Genomic DNA, 23,601 nt, shown 5'->3' with positions numbered 1-23,601 from the left:
CTAATTAAAAAATTAACTTTCTATAAACAAAAAACCACTCTTAATAACTTAAGGGTGGTTTTTTATTGGCTTACAATAATAAAAGTAACGCTTAATCTAACTCAATTAACGTATTTAAGCGCACCATCTCACCACTCTTTTCTACCCATACTTTATCACCCTCATCACGATAACTATCAAACTGTGGTTCTAATACAATATTGGCTTGGTCATCAATAAAGCCAAACTTACCATCTCGTTTGTAAGCGTAGAACTGATGATATAGCAATTTTACGATAGCAGCCTCAGAAGCTAGAATTAGCTTACCCTTGCTGTCAATAATTTGCGCACTGACGATATTATCTTCAATATCTTGGGTCAGGCCAGTTGCAATACTGCCTTTAATTAAGGTACTACTTAAAAATAGCAGCGAGTGATCCCCATTATTGGAAACCCAGTTATTAAAAAGCTCAATATTTTGATTGGGAGCAAAAGGAATAATAATATTAGCGTTTTGATCTAAGAGGGCAGTTTGTTGTTGTGTTTCTACTTTATCCAATGAAAGCGAACTTGTAGAAACCGCTTGCAAATATAACAGTTGACCAGCACAAGCATTTAGGGGTTGCAAATCCTCATATTGCTGCGCAATTACCCATTTACCTTGATCATTGAGTAAGCCAATTTTACCTATCGTGCTAGCATCACCTAAAGCGTTAATTAAAAAATAATCACGATCATCATCGCTATCGTAATGAGCATGACTGATAGCAGCGGCTGTAAGATTAAGTGGCGCATCGACTGCTTTGACACGTCGCTGTGTTGGTCTAGTATCGCTATAATCGCCATAGCCATTGTCAATTCTACGTTGCTGTTGTCTTTCATTATTTTTAATTGCTGGATAAACCCAATAGCCATCGCGATCAATAATGCCTTGGTTAGTAGCACCATCTGGCATAGTGACGTTAACAATAAAGCTCGTATAAATATCAGGCTCAGTCGCAATAGCATCGTAAGCAAAGGGTACAATTATCTCGCCAGCAGCATTCACTACACCTGTTTTTTTACCCTTTGCCGTATCTTTACTGGCGATCAAATATTTATTCATTAAGGCATAAGCATCCGTTAAACCAGCTAATAAAATGTTGCCATTTAAATCTTGCAGCTGTTGGCTGTTATCTTCTAAAGTGACTAGCTTGTCAGCGAATCGCTCGTTATTATTCTCAATACGCTCAAAATAACTATTCGGTAAATAACCGGCGCAGTTAATAGTGGCCTGCGCTGAGGTAGTCATTAGCGTGGCGGCAGCTACTGCTGAGAAAAACATACTACTAGATAAAAAGTTAGTATAAGCCGCCTTAATAGTTTTTTTAATCATAAAGCTCACTTCAACCCCTTTATTTAACTGGTAATCTTTTGACAGCCTTGACCACTGATTTGGCTAAAGCCGCCAGATAGCTTTTCAACTTTAATTTGGGTGAGGATACGTTCCTTTAATGCCTGCACATGGGAGATAATACCGATAAGCTTACCTTCTTGTTGTAAGCTGGTTAAGGTATCGAGCGCGATATCAAGCGACTCTTCATCAAGTGTACCAAAGCCTTCATCCAAAAACAGTGAATCCACGCGAATATTGTGACTGGCCATCTGCGACAATCCAAGCGCGAGTGCCAAGCTAATGATAAAACCTTCACCGCCGGAAAGATTCTTAGTGCTGCGAATATCGCCGCCTTGATAATTATCAATGACATTGAGCTCAAGTGGATTGCTATCATCATGGATGAGCAAGTAACGGTCACTCATCTTTTGTAGTTGATCGTTGGCATGATTAATCATGACTTCAAAGGTTAACCCTTGAGCAAAGGTACGATATTTTTTACCATCAGCTGAGCCAATTAATGTATGCAGCTGCTGCCAAACTTGCAGCTTTTGTTTTTGCTCATTGATGGCAATAAGCTGTGCCGCTTGTTCGCCTTTTTGGCTGGCATTGTCTTTGAGCTTTTGATCGATAGCGCCGATCTGCTGACTTAGCTGATCAATGTCCGTTTGGATTTGATGGTATTGGCTGGCAAGCATTTCTCGGCTTGCATCTGTCATAGGTATCGCAAGTTTTTGATCTAACGATTGCTGGGTGCTATCTAATTGCAATTTAGCCTGTTGCAGCGCGTTATCAATAGCCAGTTTACGTATATGTAGTGCCTCACGTTCTTCCTTTGGTAGGCGTGCATTGACAAAGGCAGCTTCATCTACAAACTGTGACTCTGCTAATAAGTCAGTAAACTTAGTTTGCTGTATATCTAACGCCGTAGTAGCAGATTGCAATTCTGTCGCTAGCTGTTGTTGCCTAATTTGTAACTGTTCTAACGCTTGCTGAGCATTATCTAACTGTCTTTGTGCATTTGCTTGCTGAGCTTTTGCTTCATCAATTGTTCGGCGCAATTGATGTTCTTCATTATCTGGGTTCTTATCTTCAAACAGTAACTGTCTCTCTGCTTTTAGCTGCGCCATAGCGTTGGTTTTATCGTTAACCAGACGTTCCAAGTCTTTGAGCGCGGTTTCATCATGGGTAAGCTGCGATTGTTTGGTGTCAATCTGTGCGGTCAAACTACTTAAGCTATTCAATAGTTGTTGTTGGCTGCTGCTTTGCTCATTGTAGTGTTGCTTTAACTGCTTCAAGACACGGCTTTGGGCGCGCAATTTTTCAATATGACATTCATAATCATCGACACTCTCGAGCAATTTTTGCTTATTGATGCTATGAGACAGTTGCTCAAGTGCTACTTTAACCTCTGTGCCTGCCAGCTCGATAGTGACATGGTTTTTGTATTTATCAACTGGGTATTTACTCACCAAAGCTACAATAGCCGTCATCATAGGCGTAAGTTCGGAGAAGTTAGCAGCAATCTTATCATCGATGCCCTCGATTTTTTGAGCAGTCAGCTTGAGGTCAGTTGTCAGGCTACTTGTGGCACTAACAAGTGCTTGTTGCCGCTTATCTTCAACCTCGATAGCGCTACTTAGTTTGGAGATACTATCCGTCAAATCATCATATTGAAGCAGATTGGCTTTGAGGGATTGTTTTTGGTCAATAAGACTGTGTTTGGCACTGCTCAATAAAGATAAGAATGAGTCAATATCAGTGATAGTTGTATTGATATTGATATTTTCACTAATCTGAGTAAGCGGATTAATCGTTGCTATAAGAGGTTCAGAGTAATCGTTTTTAGCATCAAGCAGTGAGGATAGATAAGTCTGCATATCACTGTATACAGTTTTAGATTGTTGTTGTAGCGGCGTCAATAGTGCTTGTTGATTATTAAGCGCCTCTTTCTTTGTGGCATGGTCAATATGATATTGCGATAACGTTTGCTCGAGGCTTTCAATTAACGTCGCAAGCTCAGTTACCTGCTGCTGAGTTTTTTGCGTCTGAGAGGGTTGATTTTTATCATCAACATTACTTTCTAATAGCGGATGGTTTTTACCATAAGGATGTTCATGCGCACCGCATAGCGGGCAGGGCGACCCATCTTTGAGTTCTACTATATAATCTTCAAGCTTAGCCACTTTTTGCAGTAGATTTAAGTGTTCTTGTTTGTCTTGTTTTTTAAGCTTGGTATTTTGAATATCTAATTTATGACTAGCAATCAAATCTTCTAAAGTGACTAATTCTTGATTCAGCGTCGGTAGCAATAGGTTGATGTTTTTAATTTGGCTGGCAAGCTCAGACAGCTGCCGCAGCTTAAAGTTGGCTTGCTCAATTTGAGTGTTGATTTGATCGATGTGCTCTTGCTCACTGCGCATACCAGCAATTGACTGAGTTTGAATGAGTGTTGCTTGCTGCTGTTGTAGACCAGTAATTTCTTTACGTTGCTGCTGCACTCGTGATTTATCTAGAGTTTGTTGGGCACTTAGTTTATCAAAATCAGCCTGTAGTTGTTTAGCTTGATCATCATGAGCAAGCTTATCAATGGCTAAGCTTACGTTATCCTGTAGCAGTGCCTTTAATCGGCTACAGCTACTATCAAAGATTGCCATATCTGTGTCAAGGTCACTAAGCTCTTTGTAGTCGCTAAAATACTTTTCTATGCTGGTAAGCTGACTTTTATTCTCATGCTCTATTTGTCCGTGGCTCTGGATTTCTTGATATAATCTCTGCACATTAGTGACTAATTCGTCCTTGCGCTTATTATCTTCCGCTAAAGAATGTGATTGCTGTTTTATATCGGCATCTAACACGCGTGTGTTTGCAATGATAGGCAGGGTAATTTGAAGATTATCCATGGCTTGTTTTTCAAGCTTTTCAACGTCATTGAGATTGGTAGTTGCATGCTCAAGCGCTACTTTTTTATTTGGAATCTTATTAAGCAAATCTTGCTGTTCAACATCCAGCCGCTTGACCATGTTTCGGCTATAGCTCAGCTCAAGAAACTGACTGTCCATTTCCAAGGCTTTGTTAGCGATTTCTAAACGCTGCGCCTCTGGAATAAAGGCTTGCTGCACTTGCTGCGCTGATGCAAATTCACTTTGATAGACTGATAGGTTTTGCTGTAATTGTTTAACACTATCCAGCCATTGTAGCTGCTCGCCCAGTGTTTTAAAGGTTTGCCGCTGTTTACCCTGCTGTTGATTAAGCGCTTTGAGCTCTGTGGCCAGCAGTTTTTCCTCATCAAGGCTTAATAAAGATAAGCTATTAACGCCTGCCTGTAGCTTTCCAAGCACTTCTTCCTCAAAGCGTTTTTTTTCATGGACGTTGAGTGAGATTTTGGCATAAATAGCAGTGCCCGTTATCTTCTCTAAAATTGCCGCTCTATCGCCAATGTCAGAATTTAAGAATGCTGCAAAGCTGCCCTGTGCTAGCATAATGGAGCGGGTGAATTGATTGAAATCCATGCCTATCAACTCTTGGATATAGACGGAAGTTTTAGATTTTTTCTCTTCTAAAATATTGCCGGTTTCGACTTCACTGATCTCATGCTTAATCGGTAATAAATTACCTTTGGACTTCTTGTGGGCACGATGTTGGTACCAAGAGCATTGATAGCGCTTGGAATCGATCTCGATGATGACTTCTGCTGAGCATTCACCCGTACCTTGGGTCATAATTTCATTCGTTGAACCAGTAATATCTCCAAGTCTTGGCGTTTGGCTATATAGTGCCAAACAAATCGCATCCAATATGGTGGTCTTGCCAGCGCCCGTTTGCCCAGTAATAGCAAAGATACCTTCATTAAGAAAAGCAGCATCACTAAAATCAATGTGCCATTCGCCTTTTAAGGAGTTGAGGTTTTTAAGTCTTAGTTCAATTAGGCGCATGGCAGGGTCTTATTTTTATCAGTGTTAGTCATAACAAAAGTAATGATGAAAGTATTGAGTAGCTGGCAGTTGTTAAGCTGAGTTTATATTATTCTGCTTGAGTATCTTCATGACGCAGGTTGTACACGATTTGCTCATAAGCATCACGTAAGGTTGATTTTTGCTCATCAGGAACGTTATGAGCGATTAAGCAACGCTCAAACACTTCTTGCTCATTTAAATCCTGTAGCGTCTCAGAGGTCTGCTGCTGATTTAAAACCTTGTTATAGATGCGCGTGTTTTTAATTTTCAATACCTCACAAGGTAAGCCCTCTACCATCGCTTGGATATGCTCACGTAATTCACTGACTATATCATCACCCGTATAAATGACTTCCAGCCAGACAAATTCTGTATTAGTTAGGGAGGCAATCGTTTTATCGATAGTTTGATTAATAGTTTCCAGATCACCCGATACTTGTGCCAATTTTTGAAATTTTGGAATAGGCAGGGAGATTACCTGCATCTGACGTGCCACATCATGATGTAGTAGCTTGGATGTTAAGTTAGATGTTGAATTGAAAGTAGCTAGATCGACAGGCGTTTGATTCATTTTTTGGTCATAATTATCGATAGTGTTTTCTTTAGTATCAGTCTCTACCGACTCTTCATAGCCAAACAAATCATCCATAAAGGTAGCAGCTCGACTCGCCACTTTTTTAGTAACTTTTTCTACAGATTTTTCAAACGTGTCAGTTGTAGTCTTAATTTTTAGGACAGTAGCCTCAGGAGTGATTTCAGACGCTTCGTCTTTATTTTTAAACTTATCTACCGCTGCGCCAAACTGTACCAGTAAGACTTGTTTTTGTTGGCGAGCCTCACCAAAACCCATAGCAATAGGCGAGCCTGAATAGCGGATACTCTCACGCCCACCTACGCGCTGTGGCACATGCAAATGGCCAAGCGCGACATAATCAAAGCAGTCATCGAACATATCGGCAGAGACCTTCCCGAGCGAACCGACATAAAGCTCACGTACACCATCATCGTCGGTAGTGGTGCCGCCAGCAGCAAATAGATGCCCTGTAGCAATGATAGGAATATGCCGCTTGTGCGCCTTGGCTAATTCAGCTTGTTTGGCTGTGGCAATGTCTGCGACCTTATCATAGTGCGCGCAGATACCAGCGATAACGTTTGCATCTTTGCTTTGAGCTGACTCGCCAGCGCCACTACTGCGTACGTCTCGGTCACGCAAATAAGGGACAGCCGCGATAATACAATGCGGATTGCCGTCTGCATCGTCTAAAACCATCACTTCATCATTCAAATCCTCGCAAGCCGTACCTATGACATGCACGTTTAAAAACTTAAGTACTTTGCTTGGTGCGTCCAAAAATGTCGGTGAGTCATGGTTGCCAGCGACGATGACCACATGTTGACAGCATAACGTTGAAACCTTGCCTAAAAACTCATAATACAGCGCTTGGGCTTTATTACTCGGGGTCATGGTATCGAAGATATCGCCAGCGACAATTAATACATCCACTTGCTGCGCGCTAATAGTGTCTTGTAGCCAGCTTAAAAAGGCTTCAAATTCCTCATAACGCATGCGCCCATAAAGTCGTCGTCCCAAGTGCCAGTCAGAGGTGTGCAGGATGGTGAGAGGGCTAGCAGCAGATACAGACATAATTGTACTTAGTGATGAATGAAAGACAGCGATTATTCTAGCAAGAATTGGCGGGCTTTGCTGTGGTTATAAACTTATCAGCAAAGCAAAGTAGAAAAGCATGAATGGCGATATTTAGTAGTAAATTAAACGATGGTAATTTGTTAAAAAAGAATGACTATTTAAAAAGGCTGATTATTAAGGCGCTTTATTAATAGCGCTAAGTAACAAATGAATGACACTAGAAAAGGTCAATATTTAGTAACATCCAAGCCGTCATTAATAAGGATATGTTATGCCGTTTATCAGATTATGCACATTGGTTTTGATTACCACCTCTTTGGCTGCTTGCAGTAGTTACGAGCCGTCCAACATGAATAATAAAACGACTGTGAGTCAAATCAAAGACAGCAACTCGTTTATCCATTCGATTAAACCGAGTCGTTCTGAAGCAATCATTGGCCAAGTGACTGGTATCATTTCGCAAGACAGAGAGCAGCAAAAAGTTACTATCGTGGATCAGGACGGACACGCTTATACAGCGTTCGTTAGCAAATCTAATTTTGGTCAGAACAATGCGAATCAAATGCAGAAATTGGCTATAGGCGATTATATAGAAGTGATGGGAGAGCAATCGACTTCACAATCAGGGGTAGATAATAAGCGCCAAATTACTGTCCGTGCGATGCCTTATGTTTTACGTAAAATTCTAATCGCTGACCATCAAGTAGACTGTGTCGGTGTTGCGCCACAATCATGCTTACTGACTAAGCTTGCTGAACAAGCCAACTCAGACTGGGAGTATCGATATAGTGCTATAGAAGGTTTTGATTATGAGCCTCATTATGAATACACATTGCTTATTAAGAATACGCCCGTTAGCAATCCACCTGCAGATGCATCGTCAGTTCATAGCAAACTTATAAAAGTACTTGAGAAGAAAAAAACTAAAACATAAGAGCTAAAAGAAGCCCTACCAATTTACTGCTAGGGCTTTTTAATACTGTTTGGAAGTTTAAAAATAAATTTAGCCAATAACTAACTGCTCCAAACTTTCATTCTCTTTTTGCTCGGCAAGATTAGCCACCATAGATAGTGCATGTGCTTGTTGGTGAGTGGAGTTATTAGATGTTAAGTCATCGTTAGGGGTAGCGGCCGTGCCACCGCGTAACCAGTTATTAGCCGTATCGCTAACGTTTTGATTGTGCTGCTGATTATGTAGATTATACCAAGCCAAGTCATGATGTAGCGCGACTACATCACCCATAATGAGTAATGCTGGCGTGGGAAGCTGGTTTTTCTCTTGTAATTCAACAATATCGGCAAGTGTACCTGTTAATACTTGCTGATTGGGCATACTGGCATTAGAGACGATAGCGATAGGCGTATCGGCAGAGCGTCCCGCTTCAATTAAACCTTCCGTTAAACGTGCTAGCGAATGCAATCCCATATAGAAGACGACAGTCTCATCGGTATCCAAAAAGTTTTTAAAGTTATTGTTGGGTGCGCCTGCCTTTAAAAACCCAGTGACAAAACGTACTGATTGCGAATGGTCACGGTGGGTAAGCGGAATACCGGCATAGCTAGCAGCGGCATTGGCTGCGGTAATGCCCGGCACCACTTGGTAAGGAATGCCATGTGCGCGCAAGCTTTCAATCTCTTCTCCGCCACGCCCGAAAATAAACGGATCACCACCTTTTAGCCTTACCACACGGCGACCTTCTTTCGCACTATTAACCAGTAGCTCATTAATGCCTAACTGCGCCACAGCATGGTTGCTACGTTTTTTACCGACGAATACTTTGTCGGCATCGCGGCGGCATAAATCCAGCACTTGCGGTGAGACCAATGCATCATAAAATACAATATCGGCTTGTTGCATGAGCCTTAATGCTTTAAACGTCAACAGTTCTGGATCACCAGGCCCTGCGCCGACGATATAAACTTCGCCTACAGGCTTGGCTACTGTATTGCCATAATCATTATTGGTAGGAAGCTCACCTGTAAGTACAGGCACCGTTATTGATGAGGTTCGCAAGTCTGCTTTATCAGAGTTCGAGTTAATAGAGTTTTCTCTCACAATGTGTGCAGCAGTGCTGTCTAAGTCCGCTTGCAATTGCGCTGCTGCCTTAATCTCATTGCCTGCAAACATCAGCTCGCTAACTTGACCTTCAAAGGCGCGCTCCCAAAACTGACGACGGCCAGTTAAGGTTGGTATTTTGGCTTTGACTTCACCTCTAAACTCGCCAGCAAGTTTCGCCAGTTTGCCATAGCCTTGTGGGATCAACGTCTCTAGCCGTGCTCGTAATAAACGCGCCAACACCGGCGCTTTGCCGTTTGATGAGATACCAATCACAATGGGATTACGATCGACAATTGCAGGAAAGATAAAATCGCATAAATGCGGTGTATCGACGACGTTTACCGGAATATTGAGGTCGCTTGCATCGGCATGAATTTGATGGTTGAGTGTTTCATCATCAGTGGCGGCGATAATAACGCGCGAGCCTGACATATAGGTTTTATTATAGTTCTCAAAAATTAACTTATGCTGAATGTCTGTTTTTGTATTGGTCAGCAGCGCTTGTAGCTCAGCGCAGATGCTTGGCGCAAGGACAGTGATACACGCGCCCGCACGGCTGAGCAAATCAGCTTTACGTAGCGCGACATCGCCGCCACCAACGATTAACACTTTACGACCTTCTAATTTAAAAAATAGCGGAAAGGTATTCATAGTATTACCAGTGATTCAATTTAATATATGCAGCTATTATGAATTATCACGGGCGATGGCTCATCTAGTGAATTGGCATTAGCATAGTCGTTTTTGAGATATTGAAGGTGGTTTTTGCTGAGAAAGGGAATAGCAGTATAAAATCATATAGTCGATTCACTTTAAAAAGAAAACCGTATTGCTGGTATAAATTTATTGAAGCTTCTATATGGCTTTGCTGCTAGCAAGCGAGAAAAATTTATACCAGCAGAATTTAGTGACAATCTACGTATTTTATTTTGAACTTACTATAATGCACAAAAAGTCCCGCTTAACCGGTTTATATCGGGTTAAGCGGGACTTTTCAGTATCACTTTTTATTAAATGATAAAGCTGTATTTGCCTACTACAACTGCGTATGCAAACCACATTCGCGGTGCTCTTCTACCTTAGTAGGATCGAAGTAATCAAACTCATTTGGCAGGCTGTGTTCTTCAAGATAAACATCCAAATCGCTATCTGTCTTATCAAATAACGGTGCGACTTTTAACACACCATCTTTAGATAGGCTCAGCACATCAAGACCTTGGCGGAATTCGGTTTGATCTTTACGAATAGCGTTGAACCAAACGTCAGGCTTTAGCTCATCTAAGGCACGGCGGAACGGCTCAAGCTTAACTTGATCGGTGAACTCATCATGTAGTGGGTTATCAATACCAGGGATACCTTCCATCGTCACGTCACGATGGGCGGCAGTTTGCTTAGGAATATAGGTGATAACGTTTAAGTTTAAATCACGGATGACTTTATTGGCAAATTGGTAAGTCGCGTCAGTATTATAACCAGAATCTACCCACAATACCGTGATGTCAGGGCGTTGTTTCGCGACCAAATGCAAAATCGCTGATTCGTATGGGCGAAAGTTAGTGGTAATGATGGGGTTTTTCGCTTGGCTTAATGCCCATGCAACGATTTCTTCTGGTGATTTACCTTGTAAGTCTTGGTTGGCTTGGTCGATATCTAGATTTGGGTGTAATTGGCTCATAATGCGTTCCTTAATAAGTGTTAATGTGAAAATAAGTAGAATAAAAAGACATTAATATCAGTTCGTATGATTCATTATAAAATTAAGCACCTGCAAACATCGGCAATGCGCTAGCATCGCGACCGTCATAGCTACTGGCAAGCGCGTTAAATGCTTGACTGATGTCAGAAATAGATTGCATATCATGCTCGCTAATCACAAAACTATCAGCACCAGCGCGTAACAAATAAGCAATTTGATCACGGCCAAACTTGCCAGCCATGCGAATCTCGCCCTGATAGCCCATTTGGCGCAGGGTTTGCGCATAACTAAAGCCGCGCCCGTCGGTGAAGACGGGTACATGAATGACAATCAAATCTTGCTGTAATAAAAACTCTGACAAATTAACTAATGTATCAGTATCGTTATCTGATGTGATCCAAACACCGACACGGCTGGCATGTTCGGTTAACAGCTCATGCAACTGCTGTAATAGCCCGCCAGCGAGCTTGCCTTTAGCATCTAATAAATCAGTGAGCGGCAGTACGATATCGAATTTTTCTTGTTTATGCAGTAGCTCAAGTAGCGATATATGGGTAAGTGCAATGCCATCTGGTAGCTCATTGGTGCTAAGCGCCAACCATGTATCATTTTGACCGATATCAATGCCTTTGCTGTTTAACACATGATGATTACCCATAAACCTTCTCCTTAAAGGGTGCAATACCAACGCGATCGACCAAGTCACCAAAGCCTTCTACATCGTTCTCATTACTCACGCGCTGCTCTAGATAAACGTCCAATATCTTTTGTAGAGTAGTTGCCACGTCGTCAGCTGGCACGGCTTTACCCAATATTTTACCGATTTTGGCATTATCACTAGAGTTGCCGCCAAGGCTGATTTGATACCAGTGCTCACCCTTTTTATCGACACCAAGAATACCGATATCACCAGTATGATGATGCGCACAAGCGTTCATGCAACCAGACATATTGAGGCGAATGTCACCCAAATCATAAAGGTAGTCGAGATCATCAAACTGTTTTTCGATTTGCTCGGCAATATTATGTGTAGTGGCATTGGCAAGCGAGCAAAAGTCCCAGCCTGGGCAGACAATCATATCGGTTAAGGTATTGATATTAGCGCGGGCTAAATGTAGCTTAGCCAGCTGTTGCCATAGCTCGTATAACTGATTGCTTTGTACGTCTGCAAATACTAGATTTTGCTGATAAGTACCACGCAATTCACTAAAGCTATATTTATCAGCAAGATCAGCGAGGGCATCCATTTGCGTCTCGCTTACATCGCCTGATGGCACATAGATGCCGTCGACCAAACCAGCTTTTAGCGAAATCACCACGGCGCGATAGCCTGCGACTTTATGCGCCACGGTATTTTGGGTATACCAATTAGCAAAGTCTTTATCGGCGCTCAGTTGCTGTTGTAGCTCAGACTGCGCTTGTAGGGCATCAAAGGTAAGGTAATCAGGTTCCGTGAAAAAGCTACTGGCGGTTGCAAAGTTTGCATCGGTTAAAGTCAATGGGCCGTCTTTGATATGCGCTTCCCATTCAGCATCGACCAGTTTAGCAAAGGCAGGGCCACCCATACTCTCAACCAATATCTTGATACGGGCTTTAAACTTATTGTCGCGGCGACCGTGCAGGTTATAGACGCGCAAAATAGCATCTAAGTAGCTGAGCAGGTGGTGACGTGGTAAGAACTCATTAATAACCTTGCCAATGACAGGCGTACGTCCAAGTCCGCCACCAACGATGACTTCAAAACCAAGCTCGCCTGCGTCATTGGTCTTTAAATGCAGTCCCACATCATGTACTTGCGTGGCAGCGCGGTCGTTGGCCGTACCAATAACGGCAATCTTAAATTTACGCGGCAAAAAAGCAAACTCAGGGTGAAAGGTTGACCACTGGCGAATAATCTCGCAATAGGGGCGTGGATCGGCAATTTCTTCTTGATGAATACCAGCATAAGGGTCCGTGGTGGTATTACGAATACAGTTACCCGACGTTTGGATCGAGTGCATTTGTACTGATGCTAGCTCCGCCAAAATATCTGGTACTTCTTCAAGTTTTGGCCAGTTCAGCTGCATATTGGTACGGGTAGTAAAGTGCCCGTAACCTTTGTCATATTTGCGGGTAATCTCAGCCAATTTACGCAACTGATAGGTAGCAAGCAGCCCGTAAGGGATAGCGATACGTAGCATCGGTGCATAACGTTGAATATAAAGACCGTTTTGCAGTCGTAGCGGTAAAAACTGCTCTTCTGGGAGCTCGCCTGCCAAAAATCGTTCAGTTTGGTCACGAAATTGCGCAACCCGTTCTTCTACTAAGGTTTGGTCAGCGTAGTTATATTGATACATGACGTAATCTCAATGTTATTTTTAAACGTAAAAGCAGCGACTAATAAGTTTTATTGCCAATCGCAAGGTAAACAATTCAGTTTTACATCATATAAGGTTGGCTCTCTAAACATAAATTCCTTTAAGACATATCCATATCCAAACACAGCATAAATTTTCATAACGAAAGTTAGGTAGCCTATGTTTATCAAATTAAATTTTCAACTTTCAACTTTCAACTTTCATAAATCGCCAATAATTGGCTATCCATTAGCAACTAATCGTTTATCGTTAAACTATCGCTTGTTTATTTTCTTGACCATCCCTTGAGGTTTTAAAACACTATGACATCTATAACCGCTAATCAAAAACCATCAAAACTCGTTCCACCACATGGTAGTGCTGAGCTTAAGCCGCTTTTATTAAATGAGAGTGCGCGTAACCAAGCGTTAAAGTTTGCCAGCACCTTGCCAACCATCACATTGAGCTCACGTGAGCGCGGTGATTTGATTATGTTTGGTATTGGCGGCTTTACACCGTTAAATGGTTTTATGAATCAAGCGGATTGGCAGGGCGTGGTAGATAACATGCGTCTGCAAAGTGGTGACAATGCTGATTTGTTTTGGCCGATTCCTATTACTTTATCTGCGCCAAAAGTAACGGCTGACAGTTTGAGTAAAGGCGACAAAGTAGCTTTGGTGGCGCAAGACGGCGAGATTATGGGCATTTTGACGGTGGAAGAGACTTATACCATCGATAAAGCGCATGAATGCCAAAAGGTTTTTACCACCACAGATCCAGAGCATCCCGGCGTTCAACAAGTATTGGAGCAAGGCGAAGTCAATATCGCCGGTAGCGTCGAAGTCTTAAGTGAAGGCGAGTTCCCAACCTTATATCCAGAAATCTATAAAACACCAGCTGAAACCCGCGAGATTTTGGATGCTAAAGGCTGGAAAACGGTCGCTGCCTTCCAAACCCGTAATCCAATGCACCGCTCACACGAATATCTTGCCAAGATTGCTATTGAGATATGTGATGGCGTACTGATACACTCGTTATTGGGCGCACTAAAACCAGGCGATATCCCAGCAGACGTCCGTCAAGAAGCCATTAAAACTTTGATTGATAATTACTTTAGACAAGATACCGTTATTCAAGCTGGCTATCCATTAGATATGCGTTATGCCGGTCCACGTGAGGCATTACTGCATGCCGTATTCCGTCAAAACTATGGTTGTAGCCATCTGATTGTTGGTCGTGACCATGCGGGTGTTGGCGATTATTATGGTGCCTTTGATGCGCAGACTATTTTTGAACATGTTGGTAAAGACGATTTGATTACCCAACCATTAAGAATTGGCTGGACGTTTTGGTGTAATGCTTGTAACGCTATGGCATCGGACAAAACTTGCCCGCATGACGCCTCTGAGCATGTCAAAGTATCAGGGACTAAGCTGCGTAAAGCACTATCAGAGGACGAAGAAGTGCCAGACAACTTTAGCCGTCCAGAAGTGTTGCAGATTTTGCGTGATTATTATGCCGGTATCGCTCGTGAGGAACGTGCTGAGGTCAAATTGGTTGGGGCTTCTGCAGTATAAGAGTACATGTTCTGAAAATTAAATATCAAAAAAAGGGTCAGATATATCATCTGACCCTTTTTTATTTGAATATCTTAAAAATATCTTGCTTAGCTTAGCTCTAAATCACCTGCCAGTTTCTGATAGTCACCGACCAAGGTAGCACCGCCAGAACAAAAGGCATTCAATGCATATTTATCTTGGCTATCGATAGTCAGCATATCGTCTTTAAATTGCAGAAAGACCGCGCTGTTATCTACTTTGGTTTGAAAAATGATACCGTGCGCGTCATCTTGCCCCATAAAAGTCGCTTTACCATCAAATTGGCACGTCGGTTTCTTGATATCGCTGCGCGCTCGTACCTTGATATCAATTTGTCCCTCTTGTTCATCATCTGCTGCGCGCACCATGACGCCAACCCAATCATAGCTTTGTGTACGTTTAGCATAACCCTCAGAAGCGTAGCCCTTAGAAGCATAGTCTCCAACCACTGCTTGCACTGCAGGCGTAATAGTCGCTGTTGTTTGCTTTACAATGTTGCTGCCTGTACTGGTGGTCGTATTATTACAGCCGCTCAAGGCAAATAGAGCAGAAGTGGTTAATGAGAGTGCCGCAAAAAAATTAGAATAACGAGGTAGAGAAAGGGTCATTTAGGCGCCTTTTTTAAGTAAGTAATTGAGATGGTTAGTATGTCTGCAAAATAATAAAGTTTGATGGTTGTAAAATTAAGCCATTTAAACGGCATAGTTAAGGTATGTTGAATATTCAACGGATAATACAGCTTACATAAATACCAGTCTACTAAGTAAACAATACCGTAGCTTACTCAAAAGTGTCTGCTTATCACTATATCGCAAAAATACCCAATAAAAACAGCTGTTTTAGAATAACTAATAACATTACTTATGCCAAGTTAATCACTCGATAAGCGGATTCGTCACTAAGCATTTAACTTCTATGCTGCTAGCATATCTCTCATTATTCATAAAACCATATTCATCAAATCATGTTCAAGACATTATAGCCTTTAACTGGGCGATCAATATTTTGAAGCAACGATCCTATCAATATTATCGAGAGTATTTATGCAACCGACTCACAAGAGGTTTCACAAGCTTAGCTTGGCTAGTGTCCAATTACTTATTGAGCGTAAAAATATGAGAGCACACGTATCTAATGTCAGATTAAATATTGGTGGCGTACTGGCAGTTGTGATGTTAATGACTGGCTGTAGTCCCACTAAAGCTACTCAAAACGAGGCACAAAAAACAGCAGATGGGTCAAAAGATATCGAGATACTTAACGTCTCTTATGATGTATCACGCGATTTTTATAAAGACTACAACACCTTATTCGCTAAGGGTTATCAAAAAGAACATCCCGATAGCAAAGTTAGTATCAATCAGTCGCATGGTGGCTCAAGTAAGCAAGCATTGTCGGTCGCTAATGGTTTACAAGCGGATGTGGTGACCTTTAACCAAGAAAGTGATATGAATCTGCTGGTTGAAAAAGGCTTGGTTGCTGCTGATTGGCAACAAGCATTACCAAATAAGGCTGTCCCTTACACCAGTACCATGGTGCTATTGGTACGCAGTGGCAATCCAAAAGGTATTAAAGACTGGCAAGATTTGGCACGTAGTGACATCGGTGTGGTGATACCTAACCCAAAAACCAGTGGCACCGCGCGTTATGCTTTTTTAGGCGCCTATGGCTATGGTCTCCATCATTTTAAAGAAAATGTTAATGCTTCTACCAAAACAGATGGTTTTATCAAAAAGCTACTGGCGAACGTCGTCACTTATGATAATGGTGCACGTGCCGCAACGACTAGCTTTACCCAGCGCGGTCTAGGCGATGTGCTCATTACGACCGAAAACGAAGCGCATTTGGCCGCCAAGCAATTTGCCAAAGGAAAAGTCGACATCGTCTATCCAAGTTATTCAGTGTTGATTGCCAATCCTGTTGCTGTGGTGACTGCAGTGACTGATAAAGCAGGTAAAACAGAAGCAGCAAACACGTATCTAAAAAGCTTATGGGACAAGCCTGCACAGGAACTGATGGCACAGATGTATATGCGTCCTAGTAATGAGCAAGTGCTTACTGCCCACAAGGACACCTTGCTTGATATTGAGACGTTTGAGCCAGTAGCAGTATTTGGTCCTTGGACACAAATTATGGAGACATTCTTTGTTGATGGTAGTCGCTTTGATGCGTTGGCAAGTGCGAAATAAAAACAGGATGATCAATTACTGCCTTACTTTCGACTGACTATTGGCGAATGATGCAAGCAATCGGTCATTCGCTTATAAAAATATAAGGCTTATCAAACGCTCGTTATATTAAGTGCTTGATAAGCCTATATTTTTACATCTTATATTCCATTTTGGCAATAACATACGCATATTCGTCATTAAACATAATAAGCCTACGCTGTTAGCATACCTGCATTACTTAACTTATCTCATTTGAGGCAGCCATGACATCATATACAGCAGGTTATAAAAACAAAACGATTAGCGTCCTAAGTATCGCCGGCGTGGCGCTCACTTTGGGTATGACAGGCTGTAGCAATAGCGAAAAGACTGAGCCAACTGCCAAAGTAGAGGGCGAGCCAGCTGCTGCCGCTGAAAATATTGAGCTATTAAACGTTTCTTACGATGTGGCACGCGATTTTTACAAAGGCTACAACCCTTTATTTATTGAACACTATAAAGCTGAAAACCCAAACAGTAATATCAGCGTTAATCAGTCGCATGGTGGCTCAAGCAAACAAGCATTATCGGTTGCTAATGGCTTACAAGCAGACGTAGCGACTATGAACCAAGGCTCAGATATTGAGCTTCTTCAGAAGAAAGGTTTGGTTGAAGCAGATTGGGAAAGTAAGTTCCCAGATAACGCCGTACCTTTTACCAGCACCATCGTATTTTTAGTGCGTAAAGACAATCCAAAAAACATCAAAGACTGGGAAGACTTAACCAAGGATGGCGTTGAGATTGTCATGGCAAACCCGAAAGTCACGGGTAATGGCCGTTATGCCTTTTTAGGCGCTTATGGTTACGGTCTGAATGCGTTTAATAAAGACGAAGCTAAAACCAAAAGCTACGTAAAAGACGTTCTTAAAAACGTCAAAGTTTATGAGAGTGGCGGACGCGCAGCAACGACGACCTTTGTTCAACGCGGTATCGGTGATGTGCTAGTTACTTTTGAGAATGAAGCAAATCTTGCGGCCACTGATTTTGGCGCTGGTAAAGTCGATATCGTTTATCCTAAATACTCTATCAAGTCTGAAAGTCCGGTGGCTATTGTAAAGACCGTGACTGACAAAAAAGGCACCACTTCTGCTGCAAAAGTCTATCTTGATTACCTATGGAGCGAGCCCGCTCAACAATTGGCCGCTGACTTGTACTTACGTCCAAGCGTGAAAAGTGTTCTTGATAAAAACGGTGATAAATTACCACCAATTGAGACTTTCCGTCCGAATGATACTTTTGGCTCATGGGATGAGATCATGGGTAATTTCTTCAGTGACGGCGGTGTGTTCGATCAGTTAGCCGTTAACGCGCCAAAGTAACTTTTAATAAAGCAATCCTTAAAACATTAGCTCTCAAAACATTGACTCTTAAAATATAATGAGTTTAGAGCTACCTTTAACTTAGAAAGATAATCAACAGTATCGTTCAATAAGTAGAGTAAACAATATAAAGGACATGGCCACTCGTGCTATGTCCTTTATACCATAAGCATACTAATAACAAACTTGAAATAAATGGTCTTAACGATAAGCACCATTAGATAGGCAATAGGACATTATTATGAGTGCAACAACCTCTTCTGCCAATAAACCTAGTCACAAGAAGGGCTGGCTGACACGCTTGCGCCAACGTAATGTGCTACCAGGTTTTGGGCTAAGTATGGGAATCACCGTCTTTAGCTTATCGTTATTGGTGGTGTTGCCGTTTGCGATGATGGCTTATACCACCACCCAAATGGGCTGGACAGGATTTTGGACAACCATTAGTCAGCCTCAGGTCGCAGCCGCCATCAAGTTGACGTTATGGATGTCGTTCTTAGCCATGTTGACCAATATGGTGTTTGGTACCTTGGTCGCTTGGGTGTTGGTACGTTATGAGTTTTGGGGAAAATCCCTCATTAATGCCTTGGTTGATTTGCCATTTGCGCTACCGACAGCCGTGACTGGTATCTCGCTTGCTACCCTTTATGCGCCTAACGGCTTAATAGGGCAGTGGTTTGAGAAAATTGGGATTCAAGTAGCATTTACCCCGATAGGTATTTGGCTGGCGTTAGTTGTCGTGAGTTTTCCGTTTATTGTGCGTGCGGTGCAGCCCGTATTAGCAGAGTTATCGGTTGAATTTGAAGAGGCAGCTGCGGTACTGGGAGCCAATCGATTTACTACCTTTCGCAAAGTCATTTTACCAGAGCTACTACCTGCACTACTTATGGGCGCTGGCATGATGTTTGCTCGTGCCACTGGTGAGTATGGTTCTGTTATTTTTATCGCCGGTAATATACCAATGGAATCTGAGATTCTACCCATTATTATTATCAGTAAACTTGAGCAATTTGATATCCAAGGTGCATCGGCAGTGGCGTTATTTATGCTGCTGATTTCATTTGTGATTTTATTAACGATTAATATAGTGCAGTGGAAACTGTCACGCCGCGTAGGAGCTCGCTAAGATGCAAATAGCCAATAGCTACGACTATCAAAGCAATCCTGCGACCAGAGATAAGCCATGGATCAGACGCATATTTATTACTATTGCCGTCTTATTTATGATTATTATGTTGGTATTTCCACTACTTGCCGTATTTTACGAAGCGCTTAAAAATGGTTGGGAATTGTATATTGCTTCTCTTATTGAGCCTGAAGCGCTACAAGCGATTAAGCTGACTCTGATTACTGCTGCTATTGTCGTACCGATTAATATGGTGATGGGTATAGCCATTGCATGGCTGGTGACACGTTATCAATTTAAAGGCAAACAGCTGGTCACCACTTTACTTGATTTACCATTTTCGGTATCACCGGTGGTTGCAGGCTTGATGTTTATCCTGTTATTTGGTCTTAACTCGCCTATCGGTGGCTGGCTTGAGAGTATGGGGATACAGATTATTTTTGCAGTTCCTGGTATTATTTTAGCCACCTTATTTGTGACTTTTCCCTTTGTTGCCCGTGAGCTGATACCCTTGATGCAAACTCAAGGTGACTCTGAGGAGCAAGCAGCGTTGACACTTGGCGCTAGCGGTTGGCAAACGTTTTGGCATATTACCTTACCCAATATAAAGTGGGCATTGCTATATGGTTTGATTTTGACCAATGCGCGGGCGATGGGTGAGTTTGGCGCAGTCAGTGTGGTCTCTGGTCATATTCGCGGCGAAACCAACACCATGCCACTATTGGTCGAGATTGCCTATAACGATTATAACTTTACGGCCGCTTTTGCCTTATCTAGCCTACTTGCTGCCTTAGCTATGGTGACCTTGCTCGTGCAACAAGTGATGACTAAGCTGCAAGATCGTAAGTTTGCTAAGTCTGAGCGGCTGGTAAGCGCCCCTGAATTGCCCGTTAGTGCCAATGCGACGGTTAAGAAGCCTATTAGTAACGATAGAGACGCTGATAAATAAGTTATTACAGACGTTGTTAAAACTGCTGACAAAGAAAATTATGCACCATTAGATAAAGCCATAATAAGAAACATTATAAGAGATACTGCTATGAGCATCGAGATTAGGAACGTTAATAAAAAATTTGGTGATTTTACTGCCCTAAACGACATTAATATCACTGTCCCGACAGGTAAGCTAACTACCTTACTTGGGCCTTCAGGCTGTGGTAAAACCACCTTACTACGGATTATTGCTGGTCTTGAGTATGCAGACTCAGGACAGATATTATTCGATGAGTTAGATGTCACCAATACGCCAGTACAAAAACGCCATATTGGCTTTATGTTTCAGCACTATGCGCTGTTTCGCCATAAAAACATCGCCGACAATATTGCGTTCGGGCTTACTTTATTACCAAAGGCGGAGCGCCCAAGTAAAGCGGATATTAATAAGCGGGTTGCCGAGTTATTAGAATTAGTACAACTGCCACAATTGGCCAACGCTTATCCGCACCAATTATCAGGCGGTCAACGTCAGCGGATTGCGCTAGCACGCGCTTTAGCTGTGAAGCCAAAGTTATTGTTATTGGATGAGCCGTTTGGTGCGCTAGATGCTAAGGTACGTAAAGAGCTGCGCACGTGGCTAAAAAACATCCATCATGAGCTTGGTATCACCAGCATCATGGTCACCCATGACCAAGAAGAGGCGCGGGCAGTATCTGATGAGATTGTGGTCATGAACCATGGTCGCGTCGAGCAGGTAGGGACGTCAGAGGAGCTGATTCACCAGCCAGCCAATGCGTTTGTCAGTGATTTTTTGGACTTGGTATAGTCATTTTAAGATAAAAGACAGTTAACCCATAAAAAAGACCTAATCAGATTGGGTCTTTTTTTATGGTCGAATTAACCAAGGTTTTTCTTGATAGAGTCTGTCTAATCAAGGTTTCTAATGCCTACGACATGGAAGTAGGTTTTTGCACATTAATATCTTTGGTTGATATCTGCTGATAAGTAATATCTAAGATATCTTGGCACCACTCTGGCAAATCATCTGCCACTTCATACCACATCCACGTTCCATCACGAACACAGCTTAAAATACCCAATTTTTTCAAGTGATTAAGATGGCGCGATATGGTCGGCTGTGGTTGATCAAGTATTTCTACCAGCTCACCAACGCAGCGCGATTCTTTATTAAATAAGATTTGAAAAATCTTTAAGCGCGTTGGGTCAGATAATACTTTAAACAACTCAAGTGGTTGTATCATAGAATTATTATTAGACATAGAACAATTCCAATATATGTTTAGTTGATAGGGGGACAATATAACAGCAGTTAGCTACAAAATCGATTAAAAAATGACCATATTTACAGTTCGTCGCCATTTTACTACCTTTGATACTTTATAGTTACAGTTAGCAGTATATTCAGTTACGTGGATTAAATAAGCGCAATATAAGATGACGGTCATAACTAACATGACTGACAAATATTTTAAATACTATTGTAAATGGTAATAATTATCGTTATTATAACGAATAACAAGTTAGTCATTCACGTAGGAGCCCGCATATGTACGTATGTATCTGTAACGATGTCAAAGAAAAGCAAATCAAAGCCGCCATTGCTTCGGGCATTGATACGTTAGATGGTCTAAAAGATACTCTAGATGTGGCAACTTGCTGCGGCTGCTGTGAGCCTATGGTAAATGACTATCTTGATGCACACCATGCCAAACTCGATGTATTGGCTTACGCAGTTTAAGCCGTATCTACTAAGATATTCCCTACTATAATAGTTATGTCTAATAACTATATCTATGCACCTCGATGTAACAGCAATGTATTCAATATTTTGCACATATCTTTTGTTTATTATACCTAAAGGGTAGATTGCCAGCGTCCATATAACTTCACTTATACACCTGCATTCATGCTATCGATTGATCCATATTGAGTCTTATTATTGATTACTGTCGGCCAATGGCAACAGTCGTTCATTATGATTCTCAATTCGCATCTTATTCTCAGTTCATATCATTACAAGCTATACGCGTCCGTATGTTACTATATCTATCTGTCTTTGTAAGACGTTTTGTTGAATTAATCTTTACTGATTGGTTTACCGATAGTGCTTTCTATATATGTAATATTATGAATTTAATCTGCAGATAACTATAAATACAGGAGTATATGTGATGATAGGCAGCCCGAAAGTGATTGACTATTTAAACTTTTTGTTAGGTGGTGAGCTTGCGGCTCGTGATCAGTATTTCATTCATTCTGAGATGTATGCGGAATGGCATTACGGCAAATTATACGATCGTATCAGCCATGAAATGCAAGACGAAACCATGCATGCACAAGCTATCATCCGCCGTATCTTGATGCTGAGCGGCACACCAAAGATGAAAGTCAATGACATTCATATTGGTAGTACGGTTCCAGAAATGCTGCAGCTCGACCTTAACCTTGAATATGAAGTACAACAACATCTTAAAGATGGTATTGCTATCTGCGAAGCAGAGCATGACTATGTGACGCGTGAGATGTTGGTCGAGCAGCTCAAAGATACAGAAGAAGATCATGCACATTGGCTTGAGCAACAGTTGCGATTGATTGATATGATTGGTCTGCAAAATTATTTACAAAGTCAGATGGCTGAAGTGTCTCCCAATCTTATTTAATATCATAATGGATATGAATAGCCACAAGGTTTAGCTTAAACAAAATAAGGAAGGAGAGAGGTCATGAAAGGGAATAAAGAGGTTATCCGTGCACTAAATAAAGTGCTTGGACAGTCATTAATAGCGATCAATCAGTATTTTTTGCATGCTCGTATCGCTAGACACTGGGGCTTAGAGTCGCTAAATAAAAGTTTCTATAAACAGTCTATTGCGGAGATGAAATGGTCTGATGATCTGATTGCACGGATTTTATTGCTAGGTGGTTTACCAAATTTGCAAGATTATGGCAAGATGTTCATCGCTGAAGATGTACCTGAAATGATTGACTGCAATTTACGCTTAGAGAAACAAAAATTCGCCATCATTACTGATGCGATTACCTTGTGTGAGACGCTGCAAGATTATGTATCGCGTCAGCTACTTGTTATTCTAAAAGATGGCAATGAAGAGTATCAAGACTGGTTAGAGACACAAGAAGACTTAATGAAAGACGTTGGTATTGAAAACTATATCCAATCTCAAATGGATGAGGATAAAGCGCCTTAGATTATTCATGTTGGTGTCATTAACCATCATTTAATCGCCAAAAGCCAGCGTGTATCTTGGTCTTCAACCAATGACACGCTGGCTTTTTTAGGTCTGAATGTTAACGAATGTTGCTGTATAGTCAGCTTAAGATAAA

Annotated in this window: 19 protein-coding genes; 10 read left to right on the top strand and 9 right to left on the bottom strand. The window is 41.7% G+C overall.

All coding sequences use genetic code 11. The features are described 5' to 3' along the window. Window positions 1-91: 91 nt before the first annotated feature. From EPB74_RS02035 to EPB74_RS02025, 3 genes are all read right to left on the bottom strand, one after another. Window positions 92-1,354 carry a WG repeat-containing protein gene (locus EPB74_RS02035; RefSeq protein WP_274902487.1) on the bottom strand — a complete coding sequence of 421 codons (1,263 nt, stop codon included), beginning with the start codon at window positions 1,352-1,354 and terminating at the stop codon, window positions 92-94. A gap of 23 nt (window positions 1,355-1,377) precedes the next feature. Next, the gene (locus EPB74_RS02030) at window positions 1,378-5,289 is read right to left on the bottom strand and encodes an AAA family ATPase (RefSeq protein WP_274902486.1); all 3,912 of its coding nucleotides are present in this window, start codon (window positions 5,287-5,289) and stop codon (window positions 1,378-1,380) included. Window positions 5,290-5,377: 88 nt separating this feature from the next. Beyond that, window positions 5,378-6,955, bottom strand: coding sequence for an exonuclease SbcCD subunit D C-terminal domain-containing protein (locus EPB74_RS02025; RefSeq protein WP_274902485.1), 1,578 nt, complete (start codon window positions 6,953-6,955; stop codon window positions 5,378-5,380). A gap of 274 nt (window positions 6,956-7,229) precedes the next feature. On the opposite strand from EPB74_RS02025, the gene EPB74_RS02020 reads away from it, so the two are divergent. Then, entirely contained in the window at window positions 7,230-7,892 is a 663-nt protein-coding gene (locus EPB74_RS02020; protein ID WP_079691725.1) for a DUF4377 domain-containing protein, read from the top strand. 69 nt (window positions 7,893-7,961) lie between these two features. Here the strand turns inward: EPB74_RS02020 and cobA are convergent, their stop codons facing one another. From cobA to EPB74_RS02000, 4 genes are all read right to left on the bottom strand, one after another. Continuing rightward, on the bottom strand, window positions 7,962-9,668 hold the full coding sequence (cobA, locus tag EPB74_RS02015; protein ID WP_274902483.1) for a uroporphyrinogen-III C-methyltransferase: 1,707 nt from the start codon (window positions 9,666-9,668) through the stop codon (window positions 7,962-7,964). A 385-nt stretch (window positions 9,669-10,053) separates the two neighbouring features. After that, complete coding sequence (locus tag EPB74_RS02010) at window positions 10,054-10,692, bottom strand: phosphoadenosine phosphosulfate reductase domain-containing protein (RefSeq protein WP_274902482.1); 639 nt, start codon at window positions 10,690-10,692, stop codon at window positions 10,054-10,056. Window positions 10,693-10,774: 82 nt separating this feature from the next. Continuing rightward, window positions 10,775-11,371: a DUF934 domain-containing protein gene (locus tag EPB74_RS02005; RefSeq protein WP_274902480.1), complete on the bottom strand. Its 597-nt coding sequence runs from the start codon at window positions 11,369-11,371 to the stop codon at window positions 10,775-10,777. Then, the gene (locus EPB74_RS02000; RefSeq protein WP_274902478.1) at window positions 11,364-13,049 is read right to left on the bottom strand and encodes a nitrite/sulfite reductase; all 1,686 of its coding nucleotides are present in this window, start codon (window positions 13,047-13,049) and stop codon (window positions 11,364-11,366) included. The genes EPB74_RS02005 and EPB74_RS02000 overlap by 8 nt, the downstream gene beginning before the upstream one ends. Before the next feature lie 323 nt (window positions 13,050-13,372). Here EPB74_RS02000 and sat point away from each other — a divergent pair, with 323 nt between their 5' ends. Next, window positions 13,373-14,626, top strand: coding sequence for a sulfate adenylyltransferase (gene sat / locus EPB74_RS01995; protein ID WP_274902477.1), 1,254 nt, complete (start codon window positions 13,373-13,375; stop codon window positions 14,624-14,626). Window positions 14,627-14,715: 89 nt separating this feature from the next. On the opposite strand, the gene EPB74_RS01990 is transcribed toward sat, so the two are convergent. Then, on the bottom strand, window positions 14,716-15,255 hold the full coding sequence (locus EPB74_RS01990; protein WP_274902476.1) for a hypothetical protein: 540 nt from the start codon (window positions 15,253-15,255) through the stop codon (window positions 14,716-14,718). Window positions 15,256-15,762: 507 nt separating this feature from the next. Between EPB74_RS01990 and EPB74_RS01985 the strand changes: the two genes are divergently transcribed. The 5 genes from EPB74_RS01985 to EPB74_RS01965 all read left to right on the top strand — a co-directional run bounded on the left by EPB74_RS01985 (window position 15,763) and on the right by EPB74_RS01965 (window position 21,064). Beyond that, window positions 15,763-16,836: a sulfate ABC transporter substrate-binding protein gene (locus tag EPB74_RS01985; RefSeq protein WP_274902474.1), complete on the top strand. Its 1,074-nt coding sequence runs from the start codon at window positions 15,763-15,765 to the stop codon at window positions 16,834-16,836. 245 nt (window positions 16,837-17,081) lie between these two features. After that, window positions 17,082-18,176, top strand: coding sequence for a sulfate ABC transporter substrate-binding protein (locus EPB74_RS01980; RefSeq protein ID WP_274902472.1), 1,095 nt, complete (start codon window positions 17,082-17,084; stop codon window positions 18,174-18,176). 241 nt (window positions 18,177-18,417) lie between these two features. Then, a complete protein-coding gene (cysT, locus tag EPB74_RS01975) occupies window positions 18,418-19,302 on the top strand; it encodes a sulfate ABC transporter permease subunit CysT (protein ID WP_079691734.1) in 885 nt (294 codons plus the stop codon). Between the two features lies 1 nt (window position 19,303). Continuing rightward, window positions 19,304-20,251, top strand: a complete 948-nt coding sequence (cysW, locus tag EPB74_RS01970; protein WP_274902471.1) for a sulfate ABC transporter permease subunit CysW — start codon at window positions 19,304-19,306, stop codon at window positions 20,249-20,251. A 90-nt stretch (window positions 20,252-20,341) separates the two neighbouring features. Next, a complete protein-coding gene (locus EPB74_RS01965; RefSeq protein WP_274902470.1) occupies window positions 20,342-21,064 on the top strand; it encodes a sulfate/molybdate ABC transporter ATP-binding protein in 723 nt (240 codons plus the stop codon). A 121-nt stretch (window positions 21,065-21,185) separates the two neighbouring features. On the opposite strand, the gene EPB74_RS01960 is transcribed toward EPB74_RS01965, so the two are convergent. Further along, window positions 21,186-21,518: an ArsR/SmtB family transcription factor gene (locus EPB74_RS01960; RefSeq protein WP_079691737.1), complete on the bottom strand. Its 333-nt coding sequence runs from the start codon at window positions 21,516-21,518 to the stop codon at window positions 21,186-21,188. A gap of 287 nt (window positions 21,519-21,805) precedes the next feature. On the opposite strand from EPB74_RS01960, the gene EPB74_RS01955 reads away from it, so the two are divergent. From EPB74_RS01955 to bfr (EPB74_RS01945), 3 genes are all read left to right on the top strand, one after another. Further along, window positions 21,806-21,997 carry a (2Fe-2S)-binding protein gene (locus tag EPB74_RS01955; protein WP_079691738.1) on the top strand — a complete coding sequence of 64 codons (192 nt, stop codon included), beginning with the start codon at window positions 21,806-21,808 and terminating at the stop codon, window positions 21,995-21,997. A gap of 433 nt (window positions 21,998-22,430) precedes the next feature. After that, window positions 22,431-22,919 carry a bacterioferritin gene (gene bfr / locus EPB74_RS01950; RefSeq protein WP_274902467.1) on the top strand — a complete coding sequence of 163 codons (489 nt, stop codon included), beginning with the start codon at window positions 22,431-22,433 and terminating at the stop codon, window positions 22,917-22,919. Between the two features lie 63 nt (window positions 22,920-22,982). Beyond that, window positions 22,983-23,465: a bacterioferritin gene (gene bfr / locus EPB74_RS01945; RefSeq protein ID WP_274902465.1), complete on the top strand. Its 483-nt coding sequence runs from the start codon at window positions 22,983-22,985 to the stop codon at window positions 23,463-23,465. Window positions 23,466-23,601 lie beyond the last annotated feature (136 nt).

The sequence above is a fragment of the Psychrobacter sp. DAB_AL62B genome (assembly GCF_028895345.1).
GTDB lineage: Bacteria > Pseudomonadota > Gammaproteobacteria > Pseudomonadales > Moraxellaceae > Psychrobacter.
The sequence above is the reverse complement of the archived record's forward strand: the minus strand, read 5'-3'. Positions and strand labels throughout refer to the sequence as shown.